Raw genomic sequence first — 25601 nt, 5'->3', positions numbered from 1 at the left:
TTCCACTAGCGATTCATTAATTGAAGTAAGCCTCTCTTGACCACCCCTATCTCTTCACACATCCGAAATTTTTTGTTTTCTAGTGCAAAGGTACTATATTGGTATGCAGTCTTTCTGCGTAGCTGGAAATATTTTAGTTTTTAGTGTATTTTCGAGCAAATTTTACCAATAACCAATGTAAGATTCGATTTGAATTTCCTCATTTCATGCTGGAATCCTTTGAAGTTTATACATGAGGCAAGAAAAGAGGGTGTGTCATAAGTACATGACGCACCCTCTAGTTAAAAATATCTATCTTGTCAATTCGCAAGACTGCTATAATTTTAGATAGTCCAAATTTGTTGCTTAATAGAATGTCCTCGTATGATATCCTTCTCTTAAAATATTATTTGAAATAGTCAAACAGAAAAATTGGGAAAGCATTGAGTACTGCTACTTTGCAATCTTCGGTATTCACATACTGTTCTACTTGTGAGTTGAATATTTTGTCTTGAAGTATGTCTTCTTTAGATGCAGGCATCGTATTCTTCCCCTTACATAGATAGTTCGCTTTTCCCACATTCATTTCCTTTAAATACTCCCAATTTTGCTTAACTTCCTCCATCTCTACTTCTGTTGGCTCTCGATGATCTTTCAGTAGGATGTAATCGAAACTGTCATACGCAGAAAAATCGGCAGATACACCTTTGAACTTACCACACTCAGAACGTGTTACAGAATACGTCCAATAGTTTGCATCGGTCAACTGCTTAGTATATCGTATAGACTCAACCATCGGATAGTCAATATATAGCCAACCAAACTCCGTTTCGTTGTTGAATGTTTCTTGCATTTCCTTTACCTGCCTGTTGATTTCTTCGAGAGATAAATTCCGGTTATGAAAGTCATAGTCGAAGAACAGATAGATTTCAGAAATGTCAGCAGATGCATCAATATCCTTGAGCGGATTGTCTGCTTGACCAGCAAATTTCTCCATAAGCAAAGACACAATATCTCCATCGCCATCATACTCCTGCAAATCTTTGTATAGCAGATAGATGTTGTTGTTATAGGAACATACTATCTGCTCATCTCTATTTGCAAAGTATAATCGCTGGATGGTGCGGAACAAATCCGGCTCCCGTTTTACTCCTTCAAAAACGAAAAGTATCATACTTCGAATGCGTTACCTCTAAACATTTTTTCTATATTATGCCCGAATCTCAACTCTTTTTGGGTGCAGTCGCTCAACGGCATGATTTTGTTGTCTTGCAAGATGAAATTGCAATCTGGGCGAAGCAAGTCGTTGGTCATCAGATAGGTGTTGTGTGATGACGTAAAAGCCTGACATGGAAGGGAAAAGAGGGCTTTGCAAACCTCATAAGAGAGTCTGAAATGATAGAAAGCATCAAATTCATCTATGAAAACGAACGATGCATTTGTCATCTGTTTCAGCCAGTAATATAGCAGCATCAGAGATTGAGTACCCGTTGATGCAATCTTATCGAATGGAATGCGACCTAATCCAAATACGCAATACAACTCTTTATCATCATCCTTTGGCTCCTGAAACTCAAAACTTTGTCCGCTTACCCGATGGATGAATTCCTCAAAGTCCCGAGTCAGCTGATTCTTGATGATATACTCATCGAGATTAGCCGGAGCAGTAGCCAACCCCATAAACTCATTTTTTTCAACACTTCTGAACCATAACATTGAGTTTACGAATTGCTGCAGTTTCAGAAGATAATGCTCCTTGGCAAGAGGATAGGAAGTAAGCAGAAAGTTTACGATGGATACATTGTTAGCGTTATTGGCAAGGTTTGCCTTCACCGCAGAATCCATCGGAAACTCAACATCATCCAATGTCAAGACAGAATTTTTGTTGCAGAAAATAAGTTTGTTATTCACGACAAGTTCTTCATCCTCCAGTTTTCCATCAGGTGATTTGCTATATGTATATAGTAACGTATCATCTCTAAACTTGAATGCATATTCAAATTTTACGGGGAAGTTCAACTTTCCCGTATATGTAAAGTTATCGTAATAGTTCACCTTCTTCCACTTCTGTGAAAGATGATTTGTAATGTCGAAGATGGCCATTGCAAAGTTCGACTTGCCAGAACCATTAGGTCCATATACGATGCCATTCTTGATGATACCATCTTTTATGGCAAAAGTATTGAACGAATAGTTACTTGGTTTCGACAAATCCCATTCTATGCGATTGGCAAATCCTCTATAGTTCGTTACGGCAAATTTTACTAACATGCTTATATATACTTTATTTTAATTGATAACTATCTTGTTGGTGTAAAGCTAATACACACTTAAACAATGCAAACTATCTTTTATTGTCAAGTGCAGCTAAGCAGTTGCAAAGATATACAAAACATCAATACGCCGTAATTTTTTTACGGATATTTAAGATAATAATCCTTTCAATGCAATTTAAATGCTTTATTATTAAAATAACTAAACTATAAATTAATAAAAATATAAAATAACCAATATATAAGATACTTTAATAATCTATAGCTAAAGTTATATATTGATTCCTCTCAATATGGGGTACTGCAAATAATATATTTACCATAATGTCCGTTAGAAAATGAAAGTAGGGGGCTGATAATGTGCCAGATGTTCAATCTCTTTTGTTCCATTTCAACGAATGAAATGAGGAAAAGCAGCTTCTCCTAATTCTGGCGCATATTCAAAACCTTCGTAACTGAAGCCAGCCAATTCTTCTGGAGTAAGAAGCTGATTATTCAGGATATATCTCACCATGGCTCCACGGCAAGATTTAGCCCATACAGCCTGCATCTTCAATCTGCCGTCTTTCTGGCGGACATAAAAGAGTGGCTGAATGACCTTTATCTCCTTACATACTCTCTTCCAATCAAACAGATATTCATATTCCTCTGTTGAGAGATGGATGAGAATGCCATCATCAGCTTTCACACTATCGATGAGAACATCCGTCAGTTTGTCTTTCCAGAACTGATTGACAGGCTTGTCATTTGTGGCTTCAAGCGATACGCAATGCTCCATACGATAAGGTACGATACCATCCATTGGTCGAAGTAAACCATAGAGAAAACAGGTAATCCAGAGATGCTTCTGGGCATACTCTAATGAGTCGTCACTTAAAGAGCTGGCACGCATATGTTTATAGGCCTGACCATTGTAAGCCAGGATGGCTGGCATCTTTTCTGCTGCCATAAAATTATGATAGCGTTTCCAGTTTTCAGTTGCAATCTTGCTGCTGCAATCCAGTTGCCTAGCCAATTCCTCTACATTCATCCTTGCCATTTCTTCGGCCAAGACATTGGCAACTGATTGAAAGAGTGGCACGGAGACAGGCTTTCTGTCTGCCTTATCAAACATGATTTTGGCATTTGCCAATAATATCTGCATAATAATCTATCTTTTATTTTTTGAACATCAATAATCAGTAGTTGTACAAACTTAGAACAGAACCATTTATGCCTTCTCCTTCATAATCTCCTGAAAGCGGAAGTTGACTGCAGATATTGCAGATTTCTGCATCATCCAAATGCTCTGTTAACTCCAGATGAAATCCCCAACTGGTGGCATGCAAATCCCAGACACCAAAACCGCATGCGTTGACTGCTGTAATGATGGTATCTTGAAGTTGCCATATTTCCGTGAAGTCTCTCATCCTTTCTTTACCACCCACTTAAAGTTTTCCTTTCCTGCTCCTATTTCTAAGTGAAGCTTGGCAATGCCGAGGTCCATCTTGGTATATCCTACCATTGAGAAGCCGCTCTTGGTAAGAACTTTGGGTTTACAATCAGCTTTTGTACCTTCCTGGTCTTGCAGGAAGAATGAGAACTTCTGCTGATTGATGGCAGTGGGAGCAAGAAGAGCTGCTTCCACGCCCTTTCGGAACCATGAAGGAGAATTGCTGGTTGCATTGCTCACCTGTTCCATGGTCTTGATTTTGTGACTAACCCCTTGTGACTCTCCGTATCCCAAGGCAATCATGCATGTCAACTTCTCCCCTTCTTCAATCTTGTAGGCTTCATTCACCTTGTGATAGCTTAATCCTACCCAGCAGGTGTTGAGTCCCAGTGTTTGGGCAAGCAGCACAAGCAGTTCGCCATAATAGCCAATACGCTCATCAAGATCACCGGCTTTTTGCCCTGCCATTACGAGATAGTTCTCCACGCCATGGAATTTTCCATATGACATAATGCCGGAGAATGCCTTGGTTTCTTGGGTAACCAGTTGTATGTGAAGGCCACCCTCTTTGTTGCACTCCCCGATTTTTTCTTCAAGTGCTCTAACTACCTCAGTTGAAAGAGGTTTGTGTATGTACTTTCGTACACTATGTCTTTGTTTGATAGCTTCTTCTATAGTCATGGCTTCTATAATGAATTGTGCGTGCAAAGTTAAGAAAAAAAACAATATTCAAAGGCAAAAAAACAAGAAAAATCTCAGGAACTTATAATTTTTTATAAAAAGAACATTATATGATACTTTTCCTTGTTTAATCCAAAAACATTTCTTATCTTTGCACAAAAAGTACAATATAATACACTACTTGATATGAAAATTCAAGAAGTAATGAAATTGCAGCGTAAGGCCTTGGGGATTACCCAGCAAGATCTCGCAGACATGTCTGAGATAGCCATTTCAACCATCAAGAAAATAGAGAGCGGTAAAGGCAACCCTTCCCTATCGACGGTTGAAAAAATCATGGATATCCTTGGCATGGAGGTTAAATATGAGATTCGTCAAACCGCTTAAATATAGTAGGATAAGAGAAAAGCTATTCTTTTTTGGACGATAAGATGAAACATACCTATTTCAAATCGTCCAAGAAAGAATTCAAAGATTCAATCGTAAATCAGAATGAGAATCATGAAACTGACATATATCTTTCATAGTGGTTTTGCAGTGGAGACCCAATCCTGCGTATTGGTCTTCGATTATTGGATGGATCCCGCCGATTGTATGCCGGTGATTCTGTCCAAGGGTAAGCCTGTGTACGTACTTGTAAGTCATTTCCATGAAGATCACTTCTCCCGGGAAATCTTTTCATGGCGCCAGTGCTACCCTCATACCTCTTTTACCTATATACTCTCCAAGGATATCTTCAGACATCACAGATGCCAAAAGGACGAAGCTGACGTCTTGATGGTAAAGGGAAACTCATGGCGCGATAAAAATCTAAAGGTAGTTGCAGCCGGCAGTAATGACAGTGGTGTGTCTTGGATAGTAGAAGTTGAAGGCAAGCGTATCTTTCATGCAGGCGATCTGAATAATTGGTACGCCAGGTTCTTGACTTCCGACTATCAGGGTGGAACCATCTGGAGCTTTGAGTTTGGCGAGATAGACCCTCAAAAAGACGAGAAGCAATATTTGGGTGAACTCAAGGACATCAGAAAAATGGCTGATAGCTTTGATGTTGTGCTGTTTCCTGTAGATGGCCGCATAGGTAATGGCTATACCCGTGGTGCAAGACAGTTCATAGAGCAATTCCAGACAGGTCTGTTTGTCCCAATGCATTTTGTGGCAAGTGGTTTCAAAAGCGCCTGGCGTATGAAAGAGTTTACCGATGCTGTACAAATTCCGTTTTGGAAGATAGCACATGAGGGCGAATCGATAGACATATGATTCTTGTTCCATGAAGGGTGGTAATCATTCCAGGACTAGCAAGGCAAGAGATACGACAAGATTATAAACATAGAATGACATAATTAACAATGAATCCAATTGATATAGCACTCCGTATAGCAACGTCAGCCCATGCCGGTCAACTTGATCGCGATGGCTATCCTGTTATCCTTCATCCACTCACAGTGGGCTTGATGGGCCATACAGACGAGGAAAAGATGGCAGGCTTTCATCCCCAACAGGTTTCATATGAGAGCTTATGTAAACTCTTCTTCGGGATTCACGACCCGGCACAGACCGATGGTGTTGGTCCTGATTTGGCGCCACAATACCGCAGCTGTATCTTCTATCGTAATGAATCTCAGAAGCAGACAGCCGAACATGTGACGGAACTTCTCCGTAGTAAGGGTGACTAGGTCAATACCTTGCTCCTGCCAGAGGAGACATTCTACATTGGCGAAGCCTACCACCAGCATTATTATGAAAAAAAACAGATGGTGAGCCTTATTGTCATCTGAGAACGAAGAAATTCTGAGAAGTAATTTTCTGCAAAATATCAAAGAGGTAAATATAGGCTAGAATTTTCATGTCCAAAACTCTTCTTCGCCAGTGGGTTGCATCTTGCCCCTGCACTTTGGGCAAGTATGCATATCCCACCTGTGAATCCTGTCAGAACCACATCTTAGGCATAGCCTTCCTACAAGAGAATTAAAACTAGGTGCAGCATCACCAATTACTCCACCCACCACAAGAGGTACTATGTTCCTGCAGTCTGGACAAGACATTGATTCGATATGCTGTCCCATGAAGCCACGTCCCTCATATACTTCGGTCTCGTACCCACAATCCTGGCATCTGAATATCTTCTTTAGTGACATAAATAATCTCCTTTCTTACCATTTTAACACTCAACTTGCATTGGAGTATCTTCCTATAACCCCTGCATCCTTAATGCCATCAAGCTGACGGACATACTTGTTTCTCTTGCTGATATCTATAGTTTTACCTTCCTTGTCATGGCTATTGAATTCCAGCAGGACTGCAGTATGCAGATTCATTCAACCCATAATATAATGAAGTAAATAGGCTTTATACTTCATTATATTATAGGTTAAGCTTAAACCTTTCTTTAAACATAGCCATCTCTCTAGCAGGGATTTGAAGCAGAGTAGCTAAACTTTCCCATTGACTAACTGCTGCTTGAACCTCTTGGATAATGTTTTCAGCTTCCTCCCTCTTAATCATGTAGCTTTCAGATGAATCAAGCAGAATATTGATGTCTGCCTTGTTTGAAGATTCATTGATCAGAAGACTCTGATATTCATTGAGGGTAGGATTCATATCATAGGCTGGTGATAGAGTCCAGCCTTTTGGTGTGAGCAGAAAGCCATGGTTTCTGAAGTGGTCATCAGAATTGCCAATACAGATGTTGAAGACAACCCTTCGGTAGAGTTCCAGAAGATTTTTCTCTACGTCGCAGCAACCTTGGAGTATGAAATCAACAATATCGAGATAACCATAACCACCTTGTGCATTATCTCCATCCTTCAATCCTAGCAGAGACATGGATGACGCAAAATGGATTCTCTTAGCTTCTGCAGTTCGGTCAAAGCGTTTAGACAGGAGTGTGTGATATTTTCCCAGTCCTCCCAACACCCTGGTTTGAGCTACCAGGATACCAGCCTTTTGAGCTAGCAGGTGAGAAAAGTGCTCCCAAAGTGCTGCGTCATAATCATCCTTACGAGAGGGAAACTTCGCGATGCATAGATTGCCTTTTTCATCCAATACGCCTGCTTTAGGTCTTGCGCCACCCAATGAAGTACCAGGTTGGATGAGCTGCGCTATCCATTTTTTTTCAGGCAAAACATCATTCTCTTCAGATCTTTCTACTTCTTGACTGGCATGTACCAATTCTCTAATCTCTGTTAATGGGGGTATCTTGAGAGATGGAGACACATTGATATAATCACCTTCCATTTCCTTCTTAAACCTAAATCCACCCATTCTGGAGAAGTCATCGATACCCATGAGGTAATCGAACGAGGAAAGAGGTCTGACTGCTCTTTTTTCTTCAGTTGCCTGTATCTGTTCTCTTCTTTTGAGCAAGGTACGTCCCCACCTATCTGGCAAAGCATCAGAAAAACATCCGAAAATATCACTTCCTGGCTGGGTATATTGCATGCCTGGGTAATTGTTGATGTCTTCCGAAAGCTTAATTCCGGTATGAACCTTAAGCCAATTCTCATCAAACTTAAATGCATAACTGTCAGAGCCGCGCAATTTTTCATAACACAACTCCCCTACCAGCTCCGCTTTGCCGAGCCAGTTAAAATCTGCGAAAACAAACAGTCGTTCCATTTCTATCCTTTTTTAGATGCTCGTTGACGATTCTTCAGTCCTATATCCTGCAATACCCTTCCGAGTTTGTCATCCTTTGCCAGGAGCAAGATGTCATCATCCAGCTGAAGAGCATAGAGTACACGAAGGTAAATTCCGATGGAAACCGTTGGTAATCCCTTCTCTACCTTGCAAAGTGTAACTTCCGAGCATGTTGCCCTTTCTGCAACTTGTGCCATGCTCAGGTTGCGTCGTAGTCTGGCAAGCTTAATCTGCTCACCCACGATTTCCATCTTTTGAATCAACTTCCTTGGAAGTTTGTTTGCCATTGTATTCTTTGTCATAGCCTTAATCTTAATTATGATATGCAAAAATACATAATTTACTTTATTATAAGATGGGTTATCAAGTTTTTTTAAGAATAATTAGATGTATTAAATTAAACGCATAAGTCTGCCGGCATTACTGCCAGCAGACTTATGCGTTATAATTATGTTGAAATCAAATGTTTGTTACTCTGAAACAGCAGCCTGCTCTGTAGCCTGCTCAGACTCTGTTGACTCCTGCTGGGTGTTCTCCTGTGGAGTCTCCTGAACCTCAGCTGGCTGCTCAGATTGGGTTGTTTCTACAGACTCTGCTGTTGTCTCTGCAGGAGTCGCCTGCTCTGTTGAATCCTCCGCACCAGCCTGTGGCAAAACAGGAGTGCTGATCTCTGCAGAATCCTTTGGAGTTTCAGGTGCTACAGTGTCAACTGGAACTACTTCAGAATTATCTATCATCATTTTGCTTGATGCAAATACGTTGCTTACTGAAACCATTACCATAGCTGCGATAGCTGCAAAAACGAACTTCTTCATAATTTTATCTATTTTAAATTGTTACTATTTATTGTTATTTACTCTGTTTTGTGGATTCATTATCGAACCCGCTATTCATAGTTGCAACCTACATGCCAAAAAATAACAGAAAAGATGATAAGCTTGATATTCAGATACTTATAGCTTGTGTGCCAAAAATTACCTCTGTGGAATCTGGGGAACAGGTGTAGAACGATTCCCCAAAAAACTGAGGAATAACAAGATTATGGCACCACGTAATATCATCTATAGCAATAATGCTTCCTTCGATTCAAATATTCCAGGTCTTCTTGGTGAGAATAGGCTTCCTTTTCAAACCTGATGTTGTAATATGCCAGCATCCAATCCCGATATTTGAGATATAAGTACAACCATTCTATGATGTACCAGAGGTAGAATGGGATATACAACAACTCCCTTGCTTGGGCCGTATGTATGAGCTCATGATAGAGTTCCTCTTTAGAAAGCTCTTCGCAAGTAACAATCATGCCAAAGAGATTGATTGCAATGAAGCTTTTCATGAAGGAACGTCTCTTGATTCTGACAATCTTAGTTATAAGCCATAAGATTGCTGAGTTCGTCGAGGAAGTTAATCATCATGCTACCATTGCCTCTAGACATGGAAGCCGCCTTTTCTCCAGCAATTCCCATAGCTTTCATGGCATGAACAGCTGCTTCCAAAGAATCGGAGTTCACAGCAAGGAATGCCCCAACGATACCGGTGGCAGTACATCCCATTGCAGTAACCTTGCTCATCATGGGATGTCCTTCATGAACATAAGCCATTCTTTCGCCATCCGTGATGAAGTCTATGGCTCCAGTTACAACTATGATACAGGAAAGTTGCTGAGCAAGTTTCTTAGCTTGTTTCTCAACCTCATAGGTTTCCTGGTGACTATCCACTCCCTGCATGCCTATCTGGTGAGAGTACAATGCCTGAATCTCACTGGCATTTCCCTTGATGACTGTAGGGTGACACCTGAGGATAATCTGTGATGCTATATCCATACGAAAGCGGGTGGCTCCTACTCCAACCACATCAAATACGATAGGAATTCTTTTTTTCATGGCAGCTTCCCCTGCCAGTATCATTGAGTGAGCAGTAGTGCTTTCCGGAACGCCCAGATTTAGAGCCAAGGCATTGCTCTTGCTACTGATTTCCTCAACTTCTTCCTCGGCACGCGCCATGATAGGTGATGCTCCAATAGCCAATAGGCTGTTGGCAACAAAGTTCATAGCCACATAATTGGTTATGTTGTGTATGAGAGGCTGCTGCTCTTGTATCAATCGTAAATCTGTCTTCATTTGTTTCACTACATTATTAATATATACTATAACCATTGTCCCTGCACCATTGTTTGGCATGCTCAAATCCTTGGGCAGTTGCTCTGTGAATCCATTTGAGTCCCTTGCGCTTGTCCTGTTTAACGCCTGTACCGGTCATATAGAACCATCCGGTAGAGAACTGAGCCTGTGGATCACCTTGCTGACCTGCCATTTCATACCAAAAGGCAGCCCAACTATTGTCCTTCTCTACTCCATCTCCATTCCAATAGTTGGCACCTACATTCTTTTGGCTCTGAAGATGTCCCCTTTGAGCAGCTTTCATCCACCACTGGTGAGCCTTTACGTGGTCTTCTTCAGTTCCTTGGCCCAGGTAAAATGCATTGGCTGCATTAACCTGTGATTGTACATCTCCTTTCTCTGCTGCAATCAGATACCAATGAAGAGCTCTTTCGAAGTCCTGTTCCACTCCATCTCCCTGGTAGTAGCATTCTGCCACATTGTAGCATGCGTAAATATCACCCAGTTCAGCAGCCTTCATGTACCACTGGAATGCCATCTCATGATTCTCCACAACACCGATGCCTTGCGCATAGCAGACACCCATGTTGTTCATCGCCATCAAATCTCCTTCAAGAGCTTGCTGACGATACTTGTTCGCCGTTTCACGTTCCTTTTTCATTTCTGTAATCTCAACTTGGGTGCAAAGGTACAACTTTTATTTTGAATTTCGACACCCTAAAGAAACAAAAAGAAAAGGCAGCTGCAAGCATCTTCACAAACGCCTGCAACTGCCATCTCTATATAATATATATGGAAACTTCTTTCTACAATTCTCTCAAATTTTCATGTGACATCGCCTGTTAAGCGAAGTTCTTCATGTTGGATCTTGCACCATACTCAGCGCATGCTGCAACGACCAAAGCTAAAAACATTCCTAAAATCATCATAATCTTATCCTTTCTCTATATCAATCTGTTATCCTAATCTACATCTTCTTTACCTCATCTAATATCCATTAGGGAAGCTTCATTGGAAGCATCCTATGGATGCCTCTCAAAGCTTGCTTACTTGCCGAGGCTAATCTTCTTGTTTACATTTACAACCTCTGCAAAAAGAGCAGCTACAACTGCTAATGTCATTCCTAATACCATCATAATGTTACCCTTTCTTTACTTTAATTATTCGTTATTCAATCTTTTCGAGTGCAAAGGTAATGCCTTTTTGTGTGCGCACACAATTTTTGGGGAAGAAAATGCAGAAAAGGGTATGATTTCTTGATTTCATTCAAAAACTGTCATGCCAATTGGAGCAAAATGGCATGTTTTCCTTTCAGAAGTCCGACTTTCAACTGCTGTTTCAGCAAAATGATACATCACCATTAAAACTTTTCCCTATTTCTCTTGCTGATTTCTGATGAATTGGCTATCTTTGCACTTGATAAGGTATTCATAACAGTATCTTTATAGAGGGCAATACCTCCGTGAGGCTTAGACGCTGCGGTTTGAAGGGTATTGCCCTCGTTTCTATTGGCAGCTTAATATCATAGTAACACTGCTATGACGAATGAATTCCGAAATCCCATACCATTCTTGCGGTAGTACAACAGTAAGGGGATTCCTTATGTGAATAGTGATTGCAGAGTAGTTGTATGTGTCTATATAATAGCAGTTTTTGTTAAAATTTGAAGTTTTTGTGCTCCTACGCAAAAATACTGCATACCGCTTTTGTAATTTTGCACTAAAAAAGATAGGAGATTAATACAATGAAAGAATTTGCAATGAATGGAACCCCTGTTAAGATGTGGGCAAAGATGTGTGATGCAACGGCTTGGCAACAAATATCGAACCTTTGTAGCCTGCCTTTCGTTTTTCATCATTTGGCATTGATGCCTGACTTACATGGCGGAAAGGGTATGCCTATAGGAACTGTCCTTGCTACCAGGAATGTCGTGATTCCGAATGCCGTGGGTGTGGATATAGGTTGTGGTATGTGTGCTGTTAAAACCAATATCCAGGTGGAGACCATTGAAATGGATGTTCTGAGAAAGAAAATCATGCGAGGCATACGCCACCAGATTCCTTTAGGAATGGAACACCACAAGGTGGCTCAGGATGAGAAGTATATGCCTGAAAATCATGATATAGATGGCATGACTGTCGTTAAGCGTCAATATATATCAGCTACTAAGCAAGTGGGAACTCTTGGTGGAGGAAATCACTTCATAGAACTTCAAAAGGACGATGAAGGATGGCTTTGGATCATGATTCACTCTGGGTCAAGAAACTTGGGCAAACAGGTCTGTGATTATTATAACAGAGTGGCAACCATTCTTGATGAGCGTTACTTTTCTTTGGTTAAGTCAGACCTTAATATGTCATTCTTGCCGCTGAATACCAAGGAGTTTAATGATTATTGGAATGAGATGCAGTATTGTATCGATTTTGGTCTGTGCAATAGAAGGTTGATGATGCAACGAATACAGGAAGTCATATCTGAAGCGATTCCCCATGTTGAGTTTGAGCCGATGATCAACATCGCCCATAACTATGCATCCTGGGAATCCCATTTTGGTGAGAATTGTATCATACACCGAAAGGGTGCAACAAGTGCCCGAGAAGGTGAAGTGGGTATCATACCTGGTTCACAAGGAACGAGTTCATATATAGTGGAAGGCCTTGGCAATCCTCTCAGTTTCATGAGCTGTTCCCATGGAGCTGGTCGTATCATGAGCCGAACTGAGGCAGTAAAGACTCTCAATTTGGCGGAGGAAATCCAAAAACTGGACGAGAAAGGCATCGTTCATGCCATTCGTAGCCAGGAAGATTTGGAGGAGGCCTCTGCTGTCTACAAAGATATAGAACTCGTCATGGCACAAGAATCAGACTTAGTTACAATCAAAACTCATTTGTCACCCATTGCCGTCATCAAAGGGTAGAAAATGAATTTATAGTTCTTGGTTCTCTAGTATTACTGATTGTGTAATGTTAGGGAACTAAGACAACTTTACCGAGATATTTTTACAGCACTTATGTATTTTGCCAAGCGTGGATCGGAATTCTTTTAAATCAGATTGCTTGATGAGTTCATATCCTTCGAGATATTCTGTTCCCCCATAAAAGAAGTCCATTTTAACATTGAGTATTTTGCATATGGATTCCAATAGGCCTGTCTTGATGTCTTTAGCTCTTAGCAGTTGACTAAAGCCACCAGGAGTCATGTTGAGCTGTCTTGCAATGTCTTTTTGCAGGATACCCTTTGATGCTAACAATTCTCTTAATTCTTTTCCGCTCATACTCTTACTTTTGGTTCTTGAATAACGTTGATAGTCTTAATCACCTAGCAATACTAAGGAAATACTAACGACTACATATTTCTGTTGCAAATTTAATAATAAAGAATGGTATTCCTTTTATATTCTTGAAACTTTTAAAATTATTTATGTATTCGTTTGTTCGACACTCAACAGATTTGATACAAAAAGAAGTGGGCTGCCCCCATATATGCACCTCGATAGGCATCGCCAAACGCCTGCAAACACATACACGGATGGCAGCCCATATGTTATGAGCTGCTCCGTGCCTCGTGTTTACATTCTTTTAAAATTTGGCGATTTTATCGAGATGTGAGGCACTTTACATTTATTCCCTCAAAAAACACGTCCCGAAGAACGATGGTGCAAAGGTACAAAAAATAAATCAAATTCTATCATATTTTGAGTTTTTTTATGGATTAGTTTATCTAAATACAGATTTTCTATGTTTTTGATATGCTATTTTACCCAAACTATAGAATATAATATTTTGGTGCAAGTTTACGGATTTATAATTATAAATGAATATAGAAAAAGTCGGAATATGTAGCAAATAAGGATGATAAACTTGTTTTTGTATATAATAAAAGTTAAAATATAGCTAAACTGTTAGTAATATCAAGAAATATTTGTTACTTTTGCAAGAAAATATAAGTTTAGGCTTTTATAGCCTTACTTAATGCGTAGTAGAAATACTAAAGAATATGATGATTAGTTTTAACCGTATAGTAATTTTAATGAAAAGTGACCGATAGAAGATTTATATCTAAAAGCGGCAACAAACTAAAGTAAAGTTACGGTAAATCTCATACATTAAATTTGGATATATAAAAGTCCATTCGTGTTATATGAAGAAATGGTAAAATGAATTTTGGTCAACATCTATAATCATGTATAAAGTAACAAGGAAAGTTCATAGTGAAGCCAAGCCTGATTGGATGGTTGGAGTTTTGTATCAGATACCACCGAAGGTCTATGATTGGCAGGAGTCTTTTGATGCTTGCATGAAGCACCTGATTATTATCAAGGACATATTGGAAAAGTCCTCGGTAAAGTGGCATCGTGGAAGTCGGAACTTGACTCAAATAAGAAATGTAAAAGTAAAAGGAGAGAGTCTGCTTGTTTTAACTAAAGCAGGAAGAAGTAGCCTTTCTTTTCGAATAATAGAGAAATAAGAGATAATAAATACACTATTTCGGGAGGCTTCAAGAGAGTCCCCTAGGGTGTCTTATATTCTCTTTTTTGATATGGAGTTTTAATAGACACAGGCGTAAATGCTTGTGTAAGTGGTCGTATTACCTATATAAAATTACATAAAATGATGAATTTCGCAAACAATTCATGGCTTAAACTTCCTCGAAGTTTTACTTCGTGGAGATGGTATCATGACTCTAAGATGGTACATGTCTATCTGTATTTCCTGTTACAGGCAAATGTAAGGAAGACAGATTATCTTTCCTTGACGGTATATCCTGGCCAGGTCGTGACCAGTCTTGCCATTATTGCTGAGGATACGGGCTTATCCCCTAGAAATATCCGTACTTGCCTTCAAAAATTATCGAAAACCGGTGATGTCAAGGTTCAATCAAACAATAAGGGAACCATTGTGACCTTATGTGACTATAGCCGTTTTCAGCAGTTTTCTGATGAAGATGACACTATTGGCTGGATCAAACTTTACCGTAAAATTACTGAGTGGGATTGGTATCATGATGCGGAAAAGGTCCATCTATTCATTCATTTGCTGCTCAATGCTGTTTTTCAACAACAGGTTGGCTCTTCTCTGAAGCGAGCTCAGCTTGCAGTAAGCAAAAATACTCTTCATAAGGAAACACGTATTTCCCCATCTAAGATAAGTACATGTCTCAATGACTTAGTGCGCACTGGTGAAATTGAGGTTTCCAAGTTCCCTACTCCTCGTCCTAACCTGATTACGGTTTGCAAGTATGAGCTTTATCAAGGCTTTACTTCCAAATCCAGTTTTTTTGATGGTAATTCGCCCCCACTTTCTACTGATTTCGCCCCCATTGTAAGTTCTTGTTGTAGAGAGATATATGGATTTAATGAAAATTTGACCGACAAGCAGCTGACAAACGAGAGACATGTAGTTGACATGCAGGTGTCAAACCATCGACAAGTTATCGGCATGCAAACGACAACTAATATAGAAGGATATAATGTAAAGAATGAAAGAAAATCAACATCAATGCGTGTGCGCACATGTGAAGAGATTTTTGGGGAGGTTGAGAATAGTGGAGCAGAAAAGAAAACAAGCAAAGAAAGCTATTTTTCTCTTCTCTCAAATTCAGACTCTTGGCTTGAAGTAATGAGACTGCGCTTTAAACTGCCTGATCGGTCTAACGTGAAAACATGGCTTGAAACCTTCGAGCTTGACATGACCTGCAGGGGAAAAGGCTCGCATAGGGATTTATCAGATTACCAGAGTCACTTTTGCGATTGGCTAGGCAAACAGGATTTGGAGCACCCCAGGTCGATGTATGGTTCAAAGTTTACACCTAAGTCTTCTCATGGAGGACAACTGTATGGCTCAACATTTTAGTTCTTATATTAATTTTTAAACAAATGGAAGCAGTAATGGATAATTTCCTGTTCAAGGAAGAGAAGGTGATTCACCATATCAAAACAGCCACCACTGGAAAGCGTTTCTTTAAATTGCCGTTGGACTATGTGTTCTGTTATAAAGCCTTATTGCAGGCTGTTATCAAGGCGGTCAATGATGTGAATATCAAATTTGTCTGTATGGAAGGGTTGGAGATGGTATTATGCAATATCTCTCTGGCTGGTAGGTCATAGCCATAAAACTGGCTTGTGGCTGAGTGGTGTAGGTGGTACAGGGAAAACCACCTTGGTGTATGCCATACAGAAGCTGATAATTTCCTTGCGATTGAAAGACCCCATCAAGTCCTCTTCCTGTCAGGTTACAATGGCTGGCCTTGTCATGAAGAGCGCTTGTGAGCTGTGTCACCTCTATGTGGACCACTATGAGCGTTTTTTGGAATATCGCAACGTGGCATTATTGGCTATTGATGATTTAGGCATGGAGCCTGAGCGTATTGTCAAATATGGTCAGGTATGTGATCCCATCAGTGAACTCATTGCCTACCGGTATGAATGTCGCTTGTTCACCATTGTCACGACGAATCTTCCTTCAGGTGATATTCGTCCACGCTATGGGGATAGAACTGCCGACCGCGTGAATCACATGATGCACGTTGTTGTCATGCCTGACTTCAACTTCCGCCTTTGTTCTGAAACCTATCATCACGATTGACATGAAAGAAAAAGATGAGATTTTGGCCAAGACAGATGGAGGACTCGATATCTTTGTCCACTATCTGGGAAAGGAATGCCTGAGGAAAAAGTTCAGAAGTCACATGAGAGAGGATGACAAGCATCCTTCCTGTAAGCTCTATCGTAACCAGGCGCTTGATGGCAGGTCCTACTACTATTTGCATGATTTTGGCGATAGTCGCTTTTCCGGAGATTGCTTTTTCGTGGCTTCGCAGGTCCTGAACATCAATCCTTCCACGGATTTTGTGCATCTGTTGCAAACGATAGATCAGGATATGTGTCTTGGGGTATTTGACCGGCAGACAAATCGCAAGGCGGTTCGTCAAGCATCTCCTATGCCAGGCAGGAAGAGCCCAGATGAAGAAAACCGGCAGCCTCATGGTGTGATTGCCTATCAAGCGCAGGTCAAGGAATTTTCTGACGAAGAGCTTGCATATTGGGCTTCTTATGGCATCACTGAAGATACTCTTGACCGTTTTCAGGTTAGGAGTTTGAGAAGTTGCCTTTTTACGAAGGCTGATGGTCGGCAGTATGGCATCTATTCCACTGCCCTGACGCCAAGCTATGGCTATTTCTTCCAGGAAGGAAAGGGCATCAAGGTGTATCGCCCTCGTGTGGAGAACCGTTTTCTTTATGCTGGAGTGCTGCCAAGTCCTTATATCTTTGGATTGGACCAACTTCCCAGTCGGGGGAATATGCTCTTGATCACTGGCGGTGAAAAGGATGTTCTTTCTCTGAGCAGTCATGGCTTTTCTGCCATTTGCTTCAATAGTGAGACGGCTAAAATCCCCCATTTGGTCATGGACCAGCTTGTGAAGAGATTCGGGCAGATAGTTTTTGTGTATGACGTAGATGCTACAGGAAGAAGAGAATCTGCCCAACGGGTGGAAGAACTCCAGGGGTGCTATCCGGTGAGTCGGATAGATCTTCCTCTTGCAGGCAGCAAGCAGGAGAAAGACGTGAGTGACTACTTCCTGCTCGGCGGCACAAGTGATAGTCTAAAGACATTGATTCTGCAAACATTAAATAACAACAAGAGATAAAAAACTAGTAATGACAACAATTATGAGAGTACAACAACCCGCATTTATCCACGTGGAAGATGGTATTCGTCTTGTCGATTTGAAGAATGATGATGAGAAATACCTCAAGCAAAACGGCTTTTCCAAATTGCCTTCCTGTATCCAGGGCGTTGAATTTTCATGTCTTGGTAAGTATTATCAAGGCTTTGGATTTAGAAATGACATCGGTGGCGTAGAGTTTTTCCATCAGCTATATACCCCGTTTCCTGTCACCTTGAAAAGCTATGCACCAACAACCCTGCGCAGTCCTAAGGCAAAGGAGTATCAGGCATGCTGCCTGTTTTATGATTTTATGGATTATCTGGCATTCTATACCTTGAAGGGTTCCAGGGAATTCCGCCTTCCTCAACATGATGCCTGCATCGTGATGTCTCATGTGAGCAACTACATGCATATGGTGGTGGACAGTGATGATTATGATGAGGTATATATGTTTTTCCCCAATACGGTGGTGGGAAGAACCATAGCCCTTACTCTCAAGAGACGTAACCCAGGAAAGGTCACGGATTACAGCATCATATACAAGGGGCACGCCAATCTGAGAGCGTTTGTACAGGATAAGAATGAAACAATTCATCATGTTTTCAAGTAGGATGAGTAGAAGTTCTATCCTTATCCCCCTGCTTGTCCTTGTCATCTTGATTGCGGTCCTTGCACTGGTCCTGTATTACGACATCAGGCATACGTATCGAGATGGAGACCTATGGAAAAAATGACAGCATGATATGCCCTCACCAATGACGTTGGCACTATCTGTAATGACGATATACTGGGACCTTCTGCTACTGCTGCTGAGGAATAGTTTTAGGGAAAGGTCTTAAAAAAACGATACAAGAAAAGCCCACCGGTCTTCTCACGAGGACCTGGTGGGCTGAGGAGTATATGAAAAATTGTTGAACTTTACCTACTGGCTTATTTATCTGGGTGAAAGGTATCACCGCTATGTCTCATGGCTTTGCCAAATCCCTTGAAAAGCCACATGAAAAACAGAAATAAGAATATTGCTCCCATAATCTTCAGTATTAAAAGTGTAACTTCTGTTTATTGTACAGAGAAGGTAGAGATATGTGTGAAATCTGCTGTGGTCACACCATACTCTCCGGGCTGCAGGTTCAAAATGGTTACCATATATGAACTGGCCCCAATCTTCTTTGCCTCGTAAGGAATGGTATTGAAGGATGTTGTTGCCTTCATGCCGGAAAGTAATCCCGCTTCGGCAAGCGTGAATCTGCGCACTTTCTTCTTGGCCTCAAACTGGAACACTCCAATGGAGTTCTTCGGATCTTCGTTGTGGTCCTTCACTCTTACAATGAGTTGTACCTCTCCCTTGGCTATCTTGTTAGGTGAAGTATCACCTTTTACTCTCAAGAAAGTTTTACCCTTGTCCAGCAAACTGCTTCCCGGAATAGGAATGTATCCAAATCCAGAGGTCTTGGTCTTCATTTCTGCCTCTTCCTTTACCAGGACTACCAGGCTGCTGTCTGATTGCACCAGTGCCACCTGACCGATATACTCAGGTTCCTGGATTCCTTGTGCCATGCTTGTTGTACAGGTGATAAGCATCACCACTGCCATCATTAGATTCTTCATATCATTCAATATTTTGTAAATGTTATTAATATTCTTTCAAAATCCTAAACTATCTGCAATTTCTTTTGCTTTTACAAGATATTTTCTGTATCTTTGCGCTGTGAAACTTCCACATTTCATCTCAAGGAAATTCCTTTGGTTCAGCCTCTTGTATTCCGAAAGGAGTCAAGGGGCTTTATTTGTATCCAACTCACCTAAAAGGCATACTCCGCCTTCAATGCTCTGTCTAAATCGCTCTGATTGATGAGTTTCACGAAACTCTTATCTCCCACATATCGGTATTTTCCCTCCAGGTGGTGTTTCTCAAGCAGTTTCTCTACGATGCTTACATCCTCGGAGTTCATTTCCGCTATGCAACATCCCATCTCTACAAAAGCCATAGCCTGGGCCTTACTGACGGGAAATACCCTCCCCATCATCATCTGTCCCTTATAGGGTTTTCCCTTTGGATATGCGTTTGCACTATGTGGCAAAACGCTTATCTCCTTCCAGATAATCTCTTTTGCTTTCATTCTTTCTATCCTTTTTTGTGCATGCAAAGGTAAGGGTTTTATTCCATATCAACCTCCTCTGCACAATTAAACTTATATTTTAACACTTGTGGAATATACCTACATCATGTGTACGGATGCATACATCATTGCCGTATATTCTCCTCAAAATCTGATGCCAATCCATTTTCGTCCACTCCATCAACCTGTTTGACCCCATATTGATTTCTCTGCCTCTGAACTGACCTCAAAAAGAAAAAATTCTGGATTTCCTGAACACAAGCCTTTTTTCAAACTTGTTCTTCCACAGAAAATCGAACTTTTTTTATGACATTCCGGCATAACCTTCACACCATAGCCTTTTTCGTGCCCCCCATTTGGCTGCTCACAGGCCAGAAAGCCAAGTAATGAAGCTGGAATCTTTCTTGGAATACCCCATTCCGACGGAATTGCGGAAGGCTGCCAAGAAAGATTCCTGCTTCATAGCTCGCATGGAGCGGTACTTGGTATCTGGCAGAGCGGCCTTACCTTTGCACGGAAAAAGCGTATCGGTGAAGGCATGCCACCAGGATATAAAGAGGGTGAGGTTCTCCATGTGGAAGAACAATAACATGATAGAAAAATCACATCACGCTGAGAGCTGCTTCAGTACCAAAATCTTGGTGGGCTTGCTGCCATCAAATTCGTAAATCTCCATTTCTCCCTCCTTGTAACCGACGAAATGCAGTTTTTGAACCCCTTCTCCTTCATCACAGGCAAATAACTCAATCTTCTGAAATCGGCAAGCTAGCAGAATACACCCCCATCTGTTGGCTATACCCTCCTTTCCTTTGCTCTGTATGATGGCAAGCCCACCCAGTTGCTGCCTGATACCGAAGGAACAAGTCTTTCTTAGATAGAACTCGTCTTCTCGTTCCCTCGTTCCTATAATCCTGAAGCCTAATGTCTTCCAGAACTCCAAACTTTCAGAGTTGGCAGCTAACTCGTAATGAGTCTCTTCTCGATGTGTGATAATCCTTGTCATGAGCGTCTATAATTTGTTGTGAATCAAACATATCATCAGAATGTTGCCTGATGAGTCCTATCTTTCTTTTCTGATCTTTGGGAACATAGAGGAGCCTGTTCCTGAAAACAAGAACCTGAATGTCACAAAGATTGGCACCATGCTTCTTCATGATCTTGTCCAGGGTGATACTGTTTATCCAATGGCTCTTTCTTGCATCCATTGCTTCCAGTACTTCCTTTTCAAACTTTTCCATGTCCTTCTTCTCCCATAACTGAAGCAACCATTTCAAACTGATACCCCTTTCCATGTCAAACAGTACGCATCCATAGCCATGAATCTTGCAATATTCCATCAGGGCATACCATTTGCGTTGTACGGTTTGTGTAGAGAAAAGATGGTAAGGCAGCAGCATCACCATCACTACACTTCCATCCTCCAAGACTATCATATAGTCGGGAGTGAATGTAAGCGTGAATTCCTCCTCATATACAATCTCCTCGGGATATTCTACAAACTGCTCAATCCAGCTGCTCTTCTCTGCCATCTTCAAAAACAGTTCCTGCTGCCTATTGTAGAATGGCACCTTTCTATCGAGCTTTTGAGATTCAAATAGCCCGAACTTCATCCAAGCTATTCCATCTTCCATGCGTGGATATAGATAGGAAATATCATACGCCCATACAGAACGCAGACTTCTTCTTTTCTCCCCTGTAAGATGTATGCACTTTCCCGGGAAGATGACCGACTCATACATTCTGAGCATGAGATCGGCCGACTTGCTGTCTTCTCTTTTCATACACTCCTAAAAATTTGATATACTCCGATTTTTGCCTGCAAATATAGACAGAATTCTTGAAGCCGCCAAATCTCATTAAGAGCTGTTATCAGGTACACTTATTGGTAACAGTAAGAAAGAAATAGATAAAGAAAATGTATAAAAGAAAGAGAAAAAGAAAGAAAAAAGTTCTGTTTATTTGACATATTTGCGTTATTTAACTGTTGATTTGTAGAAAAAGGCCATTCATACCCCTTAAAAAGGGCAAATTAATCAAAAAAATAATTCAATGGAGATACTGCATTCATATATTTTTCTTATCTTTGCCTCATAATCGCAACAAACACTTAACGATGAAAATGAAGAAATTATCATTCTTGTTGTTTCTGAGCCTTCAGATTGGGATGGCTCAGGCTCAGGAAAAGCTTGTGGCACTCAGCTTTGACGATGGTCCGAACACAACCACTACAGTTCATATGCTTGATGTGCTCAAGAAACATCAGGTAAAGGCATCCTTCTTCGTGATAGGAAAAAACATCACCCAGGAGAGTGCCAAGGTCATGATTCGTGCTCAAAAGGAAGGACATGATATCGAGAATCACAGTCTCACACATAGCCCCATGTCACAACTCTCTGCTGATTCCATCCGTTATGAAGTGAAGACTACTTCTTCTCTCGTTAAGAAATATGTTGGTAAATCGCCAGTCTTTTTCCGTCCACCCTATATCAATGTCAACCAAGCCATGTATGACAACATCAGTCTAGGGTTTATTTGTGGCGAAGGATGTGAGGACTGGGTATCTTCTGTCTCAGCTGATGAACGAGTAAGGCGAATGAACCAAAGTGTAAAGGACGGACTCATCTTCCTGCTCCATGACTTCGAGGGAAATGAAGCAACCGTGGAAGCAGTGGATCTAATCATCCCTATACTGAAGCAGAGAGGCTACCGATTCGTCACGGTGAGAGAACTCTTCAAGAAGAAGGGCATCAAACCTCAGAAGAATCTGATATATACTGATGTGGCCCATCCTTCTCACCTCATCAAATAAGACGATAAGTATAACGTATTCAATTAAATGCAGATATATGAAGAATTTCAATTTTTATGCACCCACTCAGGTGGTGTTCGGTCGTAACACCGAAACACAGGTAGCAGAACTCGTCAAAAAGTACGGAGGCTCAAAAATCCTGCTCCACTATGGAGGTCAGAGTGCCATCCGTTCTGGTCTTCTGGCAAAGGTAGAGCAAACACTTCAGGAAGCCGGGATATCCTATGTCAAGCTGGGTGGCGTGAAGCCTAACCCACGTTTGTCCCTGGTTAGAAAGGGTATCCAACTCTGTAAGGACGAAAACGTTGACTTCATTCTGGCTGTGGGTGGCGGTTCTGTCATCGATTCCAGTAAGGCCATCTCTTCGGGCCGCTTCTATGAAGGAGACGTGTGGACCCTCTATGAGCATAAGGACCATGCAACCAAATATCTGCCTATCGGCTGTATTCTCACCATCCCTGCAGCCGGTAGCGAGATGAGTGATGGCTCTGTGATTACCAATGATGAGGTGGAAAGCTGGCTCAAGAAGGACTATTGTACGGATGAATTCAGATGCAAGTTTGCCATCATGAACCCGGAGTTGACCTTCACTCTTCCTGCCTGGCAAACTGCCTGCGGTATCACGGATATGATGATGCACACCATGGAGCGTTATTTCAGTAAGGATGACGATATGGAAACGACAGATGCCATAGCCGAGGCAATTTTGCGCACCTGTATGCTGGAAGGACCTAAGGCTCTGGCTAATCCAACAGATTATGTCAGCCGAGCTAACGTCATGTGGGCTGGAACTCTTGCTCATAATGACCTGACTGGCTGTGGAACCTCAAGCGATTGGGCTACCCATGCCATCGAGCACGAGCTTTCTGGCCTGTTTGACGTAAGCCATGGTGCAGGACTTGCAGCCATGTGGGCTAGCTGGGCAAGATATACCTGTCATGAGAATCTGCCACGCTTTGCACGTTTCGCCAAGAACGTCATGGGCGTTGACACTGAAGGCATGACAACCCTAGAAGCTGCAGAAACCGGCATCAAGGCAATGGAGCGTTTTTTCGCTTCCATCGGTATGCCAACTGATATCCATACCCTTATCGGCAAGGATGTAACAGACACCCAGATAGAAGAAATGGCACAAAAATGCACCAATAATGACACCATCACTATCGGTGCCTTGAAGGTGCTCCATGCAGCTGATATCGTAAAGATATACCAAATGGCCAGATAATAACCTCAAAGACTCAAAACAAAAGATAATCAGAAACAGATTGCATCCTAAGCTTCTGTTTCTGATTATCTTTTTTAATTCTCCTCTATCTTCTTATTCGTTCAAAATCCGTTCTATCTTGCGTATCCAACGCTCATCGATTTCCACTTTCTCGGCATAAGACTTGAAGTTCATCACCACGTCTTCCACTTCTTCTATGATACTAGAAGCATTTCTGATATCCTGTCTTTGTGCAAAAAGCATCAAATCCTGCTTCGTTATATTCTTTCGCTTGCCAAGAACCGTAAGTTCATGGTAACGATAGAAATGTGAATCTGGATCAGCAGAAAACACGATGTCGTAAGCTGGTGATATATGCCATTCTCCGTTGGGATACATCACAAATGAGAAGTTCTTGGTATGGTCATCAACATTCTCTGCAAGAACATTAAACACCATTCTCCTATATTGCTGACTCTGCTCTTCTGCCGACAAATTCAGTTTTCTACCCACAACAAACAAATCTTCGTAAGCATCAGCCAAGGAACTCATGGCAGCTAAAGTCTGGGTATATATTTTTCTGCCCTCCACTCTATCAAAGCGTTGGGTCAGGAAATTCTGGGTTCCTTCAATCTCTATCAAACGTGAAGGCATCATGTTAATACCGGCATCCTTGGCCATTAGATAATAAGCCATTTCTACCCTGGTAAAAGGAAGTTCATTCTTCCTGCTTGTATCAAACTTCAATATATAATGTTTAAAGTTGGCTGGCAAATCGGCTTGACCAGAACGAATAATACCCGTAGTTTCATCCATGCCAATAATCGCCTTAGGACGCTGACCACCAGCGGAAGTTCCCACCTTGTACAGATCTTCCATGATAAGGCTGTTGCTCATATCAATGCTTACATCCTGCCTGTCCAGAAATATCTTATTGGCAAGTTCATAAAGCGAAGCCAATTCTATATTTACAGATGCATCCTCCTGGATATGAGCAGGCTGAAATTCCAAGGCACCCATTGCTCTCTTACCGATGAAAGACAGTCTATCCACTGCATTTACCATTTTGGATTGCAAATGATTGGCTTCCATCCATTTCTGGAAAACCACATTTCCCCAATTGTCAGGCAGAGAATCTGCTATGAACTCAGGCAAACCTGCATAAAGTTTTTCTCTGTTTCCAGACATAGGGAAAGTTCTTTGGACATAAACAGAATCCAACGGTGCTACCAATGGAGCAATATTCCAACCATATTGAATAAAATCCTGGTCGAATTGGAAGACAGAGCAGCTGCGCTTGTCATCCCAAGACAACAAGCCCACATTCTTATCCCACAAATTTACCAGCACAACATTATCTTTCATGTCTTACCCTTTCCTTCTTTTCCTTCATTTTCTTCACTTGGCTAGGCAGCATTGGCAGTGGCGGCAAGAGTTTCTCTGCTTCCTCCAGGAATCCGATACTCCTCAACAGAGAAAGAATAGTGCCAAAGCCTATGTTCTTAGCTTCGCCTTTTTCAAACTGGCTAATGGTGAAAATGCTCACACCAGCCTTTACAGCCACCTCTTTCTGAGTGAGATTGCTGAACAGACGATATTGCTTGAATCGCCCTCCCAATTCTGATATAATCTCAGAATTAGACTTTGCCTCTATACCATATTCCGTAATCATGATGCAA

Annotated in this window: 33 protein-coding genes; 12 read left to right on the top strand and 21 right to left on the bottom strand. The window is 41.3% G+C overall.

Translation table 11 applies throughout. From position 1 onward, the window contains the following. Positions 1-385: 385 nt before the first annotated feature. The 5 genes from ACTQ53_RS03880 to ACTQ53_RS03860 form a co-directional block, all read right to left on the bottom strand. On the bottom strand, positions 386-1153 hold the full coding sequence (locus ACTQ53_RS03880; RefSeq protein ID WP_441932113.1) for a hypothetical protein: 768 nt from the start codon (positions 1151-1153) through the stop codon (positions 386-388). Then, entirely contained in the window at positions 1150-2250 is a 1101-nt protein-coding gene (locus ACTQ53_RS03875; protein ID WP_441932112.1) for an AAA family ATPase, read from the bottom strand. Before ACTQ53_RS03875 ends, ACTQ53_RS03880 begins: the two co-directional genes overlap by 4 nt. 393 nt (positions 2251-2643) lie before the next feature. Next, the gene (locus ACTQ53_RS03870) at positions 2644-3396 is read right to left on the bottom strand and encodes a YaaA family protein (protein WP_441932111.1); all 753 of its coding nucleotides are present in this window, start codon (positions 3394-3396) and stop codon (positions 2644-2646) included. Between the two features lie 34 nt (positions 3397-3430). Further along, complete coding sequence (locus tag ACTQ53_RS03865) at positions 3431-3661, bottom strand: hypothetical protein (RefSeq protein WP_441932110.1); 231 nt, start codon at positions 3659-3661, stop codon at positions 3431-3433. Further along, a complete protein-coding gene (locus ACTQ53_RS03860) occupies positions 3658-4365 on the bottom strand; it encodes a nitroreductase family protein (protein WP_441932108.1) in 708 nt (235 codons plus the stop codon). Before ACTQ53_RS03860 ends, ACTQ53_RS03865 begins: the two co-directional genes overlap by 4 nt. A 186-nt stretch (positions 4366-4551) precedes the next feature. On the opposite strand from ACTQ53_RS03860, the gene ACTQ53_RS03855 reads away from it, so the two are divergent. The 3 genes from ACTQ53_RS03855 (at position 4552) to ACTQ53_RS03845 (ending at position 6038) form a co-directional block, all read left to right on the top strand. Continuing rightward, the gene (locus tag ACTQ53_RS03855; RefSeq protein ID WP_441932107.1) at positions 4552-4752 is read left to right on the top strand and encodes a helix-turn-helix domain-containing protein; all 201 of its coding nucleotides are present in this window, start codon (positions 4552-4554) and stop codon (positions 4750-4752) included. A 114-nt stretch (positions 4753-4866) separates the two neighbouring features. Beyond that, positions 4867-5622, top strand: coding sequence for an MBL fold metallo-hydrolase (locus tag ACTQ53_RS03850; RefSeq protein ID WP_441932106.1), 756 nt, complete (start codon positions 4867-4869; stop codon positions 5620-5622). An 89-nt stretch (positions 5623-5711) separates the two neighbouring features. Beyond that, positions 5712-6038: a peptide-methionine (S)-S-oxide reductase gene (locus ACTQ53_RS03845; RefSeq protein ID WP_441932105.1), complete on the top strand. Its 327-nt coding sequence runs from the start codon at positions 5712-5714 to the stop codon at positions 6036-6038. Positions 6039-6206: 168 nt separating this feature from the next. On the opposite strand, the gene ACTQ53_RS03840 is transcribed toward ACTQ53_RS03845, so the two are convergent. The 8 genes from ACTQ53_RS03840 to ACTQ53_RS03805 all read right to left on the bottom strand — a co-directional run bounded on the left by ACTQ53_RS03840 (position 6207) and on the right by ACTQ53_RS03805 (position 10782). Continuing rightward, a complete protein-coding gene (locus ACTQ53_RS03840; protein WP_441932104.1) occupies positions 6207-6500 on the bottom strand; it encodes a hypothetical protein in 294 nt (97 codons plus the stop codon). Positions 6501-6530: 30 nt separating this feature from the next. Continuing rightward, positions 6531-6680 carry a hypothetical protein gene (locus ACTQ53_RS03835; protein WP_441932103.1) on the bottom strand — a complete coding sequence of 50 codons (150 nt, stop codon included), beginning with the start codon at positions 6678-6680 and terminating at the stop codon, positions 6531-6533. Between the two features lie 46 nt (positions 6681-6726). Then, positions 6727-7980, bottom strand: a complete 1254-nt coding sequence (locus ACTQ53_RS03830) for a type II toxin-antitoxin system HipA family toxin (RefSeq protein ID WP_441932101.1) — start codon at positions 7978-7980, stop codon at positions 6727-6729. Between the two features lie 2 nt (positions 7981-7982). After that, the gene (locus ACTQ53_RS03825; RefSeq protein WP_441932100.1) at positions 7983-8303 is read right to left on the bottom strand and encodes a helix-turn-helix domain-containing protein; all 321 of its coding nucleotides are present in this window, start codon (positions 8301-8303) and stop codon (positions 7983-7985) included. Positions 8304-8471: 168 nt separating this feature from the next. Then, positions 8472-8816 carry a hypothetical protein gene (locus tag ACTQ53_RS03820; protein ID WP_441932099.1) on the bottom strand — a complete coding sequence of 115 codons (345 nt, stop codon included), beginning with the start codon at positions 8814-8816 and terminating at the stop codon, positions 8472-8474. Between the two features lie 242 nt (positions 8817-9058). Continuing rightward, complete coding sequence (locus tag ACTQ53_RS03815; protein WP_441932098.1) at positions 9059-9337, bottom strand: hypothetical protein; 279 nt, start codon at positions 9335-9337, stop codon at positions 9059-9061. Between the two features lie 28 nt (positions 9338-9365). Continuing rightward, positions 9366-10121 carry a hydroxyethylthiazole kinase gene (gene thiM, locus ACTQ53_RS03810; RefSeq protein WP_441932097.1) on the bottom strand — a complete coding sequence of 252 codons (756 nt, stop codon included), beginning with the start codon at positions 10119-10121 and terminating at the stop codon, positions 9366-9368. A 16-nt stretch (positions 10122-10137) separates the two neighbouring features. Continuing rightward, on the bottom strand, positions 10138-10782 hold the full coding sequence (locus tag ACTQ53_RS03805) for a tetratricopeptide repeat protein (RefSeq protein WP_441932095.1): 645 nt from the start codon (positions 10780-10782) through the stop codon (positions 10138-10140). Between the two features lie 1083 nt (positions 10783-11865). Between ACTQ53_RS03805 and ACTQ53_RS03800 the strand changes: the two genes are divergently transcribed. Beyond that, entirely contained in the window at positions 11866-13038 is a 1173-nt protein-coding gene (locus tag ACTQ53_RS03800) for an RtcB family protein (protein ID WP_441932094.1), read from the top strand. Positions 13039-13095: 57 nt separating this feature from the next. Here the strand turns inward: ACTQ53_RS03800 and ACTQ53_RS03795 are convergent, their stop codons facing one another. After that, complete coding sequence (locus tag ACTQ53_RS03795) at positions 13096-13395, bottom strand: helix-turn-helix domain-containing protein (RefSeq protein WP_441932093.1); 300 nt, start codon at positions 13393-13395, stop codon at positions 13096-13098. A gap of 908 nt (positions 13396-14303) precedes the next feature. Here ACTQ53_RS03795 and ACTQ53_RS03790 point away from each other — a divergent pair. From ACTQ53_RS03790 to ACTQ53_RS03765, 6 genes are all read left to right on the top strand, one after another. Further along, positions 14304-14588 carry a hypothetical protein gene (locus tag ACTQ53_RS03790; RefSeq protein WP_441932092.1) on the top strand — a complete coding sequence of 95 codons (285 nt, stop codon included), beginning with the start codon at positions 14304-14306 and terminating at the stop codon, positions 14586-14588. A gap of 143 nt (positions 14589-14731) precedes the next feature. Further along, positions 14732-15973 (top strand): DUF7833 domain-containing protein, encoded by a 1242-nt coding sequence (locus ACTQ53_RS03785; protein WP_441932091.1) that lies wholly within the window; start codon positions 14732-14734, stop codon positions 15971-15973. 23 nt (positions 15974-15996) lie between these two features. After that, on the top strand, positions 15997-16227 hold the full coding sequence (locus ACTQ53_RS03780; RefSeq protein ID WP_441932090.1) for a hypothetical protein: 231 nt from the start codon (positions 15997-15999) through the stop codon (positions 16225-16227). After that, positions 16166-16705, top strand: a complete 540-nt coding sequence (locus tag ACTQ53_RS03775; RefSeq protein ID WP_441932089.1) for a hypothetical protein — start codon at positions 16166-16168, stop codon at positions 16703-16705. Before ACTQ53_RS03780 ends, ACTQ53_RS03775 begins: the two co-directional genes overlap by 62 nt. A gap of 1 nt (position 16706) precedes the next feature. Then, entirely contained in the window at positions 16707-17768 is a 1062-nt protein-coding gene (locus ACTQ53_RS03770; RefSeq protein WP_441932088.1) for a toprim domain-containing protein, read from the top strand. A 22-nt stretch (positions 17769-17790) separates the two neighbouring features. Continuing rightward, positions 17791-18399: a hypothetical protein gene (locus ACTQ53_RS03765; protein WP_441932087.1), complete on the top strand. Its 609-nt coding sequence runs from the start codon at positions 17791-17793 to the stop codon at positions 18397-18399. Between the two features lie 449 nt (positions 18400-18848). Here ACTQ53_RS03765 and ACTQ53_RS03760 read toward each other — a convergent pair whose 3' ends face one another. From ACTQ53_RS03760 to ACTQ53_RS03740, 5 genes are all read right to left on the bottom strand, one after another. Continuing rightward, positions 18849-19397 carry a hypothetical protein gene (locus ACTQ53_RS03760; RefSeq protein WP_441932086.1) on the bottom strand — a complete coding sequence of 183 codons (549 nt, stop codon included), beginning with the start codon at positions 19395-19397 and terminating at the stop codon, positions 18849-18851. 194 nt (positions 19398-19591) lie between these two features. Beyond that, complete coding sequence (locus ACTQ53_RS03755; RefSeq protein WP_441932085.1) at positions 19592-19909, bottom strand: hypothetical protein; 318 nt, start codon at positions 19907-19909, stop codon at positions 19592-19594. A 364-nt stretch (positions 19910-20273) separates the two neighbouring features. Next, positions 20274-20501 carry a hypothetical protein gene (locus tag ACTQ53_RS03750; RefSeq protein ID WP_441932084.1) on the bottom strand — a complete coding sequence of 76 codons (228 nt, stop codon included), beginning with the start codon at positions 20499-20501 and terminating at the stop codon, positions 20274-20276. Positions 20502-20516: 15 nt separating this feature from the next. Then, entirely contained in the window at positions 20517-20912 is a 396-nt protein-coding gene (locus ACTQ53_RS03745) for a hypothetical protein (RefSeq protein ID WP_441932082.1), read from the bottom strand. Beyond that, entirely contained in the window at positions 20854-21690 is an 837-nt protein-coding gene (locus ACTQ53_RS03740; RefSeq protein ID WP_441932080.1) for a hypothetical protein, read from the bottom strand. Before ACTQ53_RS03740 ends, ACTQ53_RS03745 begins: the two co-directional genes overlap by 59 nt. A gap of 338 nt (positions 21691-22028) precedes the next feature. Here ACTQ53_RS03740 and ACTQ53_RS03735 point away from each other — a divergent pair, with 338 nt between their 5' ends. Then, a complete protein-coding gene (locus ACTQ53_RS03735; protein WP_441932079.1) occupies positions 22029-22718 on the top strand; it encodes a polysaccharide deacetylase family protein in 690 nt (229 codons plus the stop codon). A 37-nt stretch (positions 22719-22755) separates the two neighbouring features. After that, on the top strand, positions 22756-23943 hold the full coding sequence (locus tag ACTQ53_RS03730) for an iron-containing alcohol dehydrogenase (protein WP_441932078.1): 1188 nt from the start codon (positions 22756-22758) through the stop codon (positions 23941-23943). Between the two features lie 93 nt (positions 23944-24036). Here ACTQ53_RS03730 and ACTQ53_RS03725 read toward each other — a convergent pair whose 3' ends face one another. Beyond that, positions 24037-25287 (bottom strand): type II toxin-antitoxin system HipA family toxin, encoded by a 1251-nt coding sequence (locus ACTQ53_RS03725; protein WP_441932077.1) that lies wholly within the window; start codon positions 25285-25287, stop codon positions 24037-24039. After that, positions 25277-25594, bottom strand: a complete 318-nt coding sequence (locus tag ACTQ53_RS03720) for a helix-turn-helix domain-containing protein (RefSeq protein ID WP_441932075.1) — start codon at positions 25592-25594, stop codon at positions 25277-25279. The genes ACTQ53_RS03725 and ACTQ53_RS03720 overlap by 11 nt, the downstream gene beginning before the upstream one ends. Between the last annotated feature and the right edge of the window lie 7 nt (positions 25595-25601).

It is taken from the genome of Prevotella sp. Sow4_E9_plate, assembly GCF_052116205.1.
GTDB lineage: Bacteria > Bacteroidota > Bacteroidia > Bacteroidales > Bacteroidaceae > Prevotella.
This window is presented reverse-complemented; position numbering and strand designations above follow the sequence as displayed.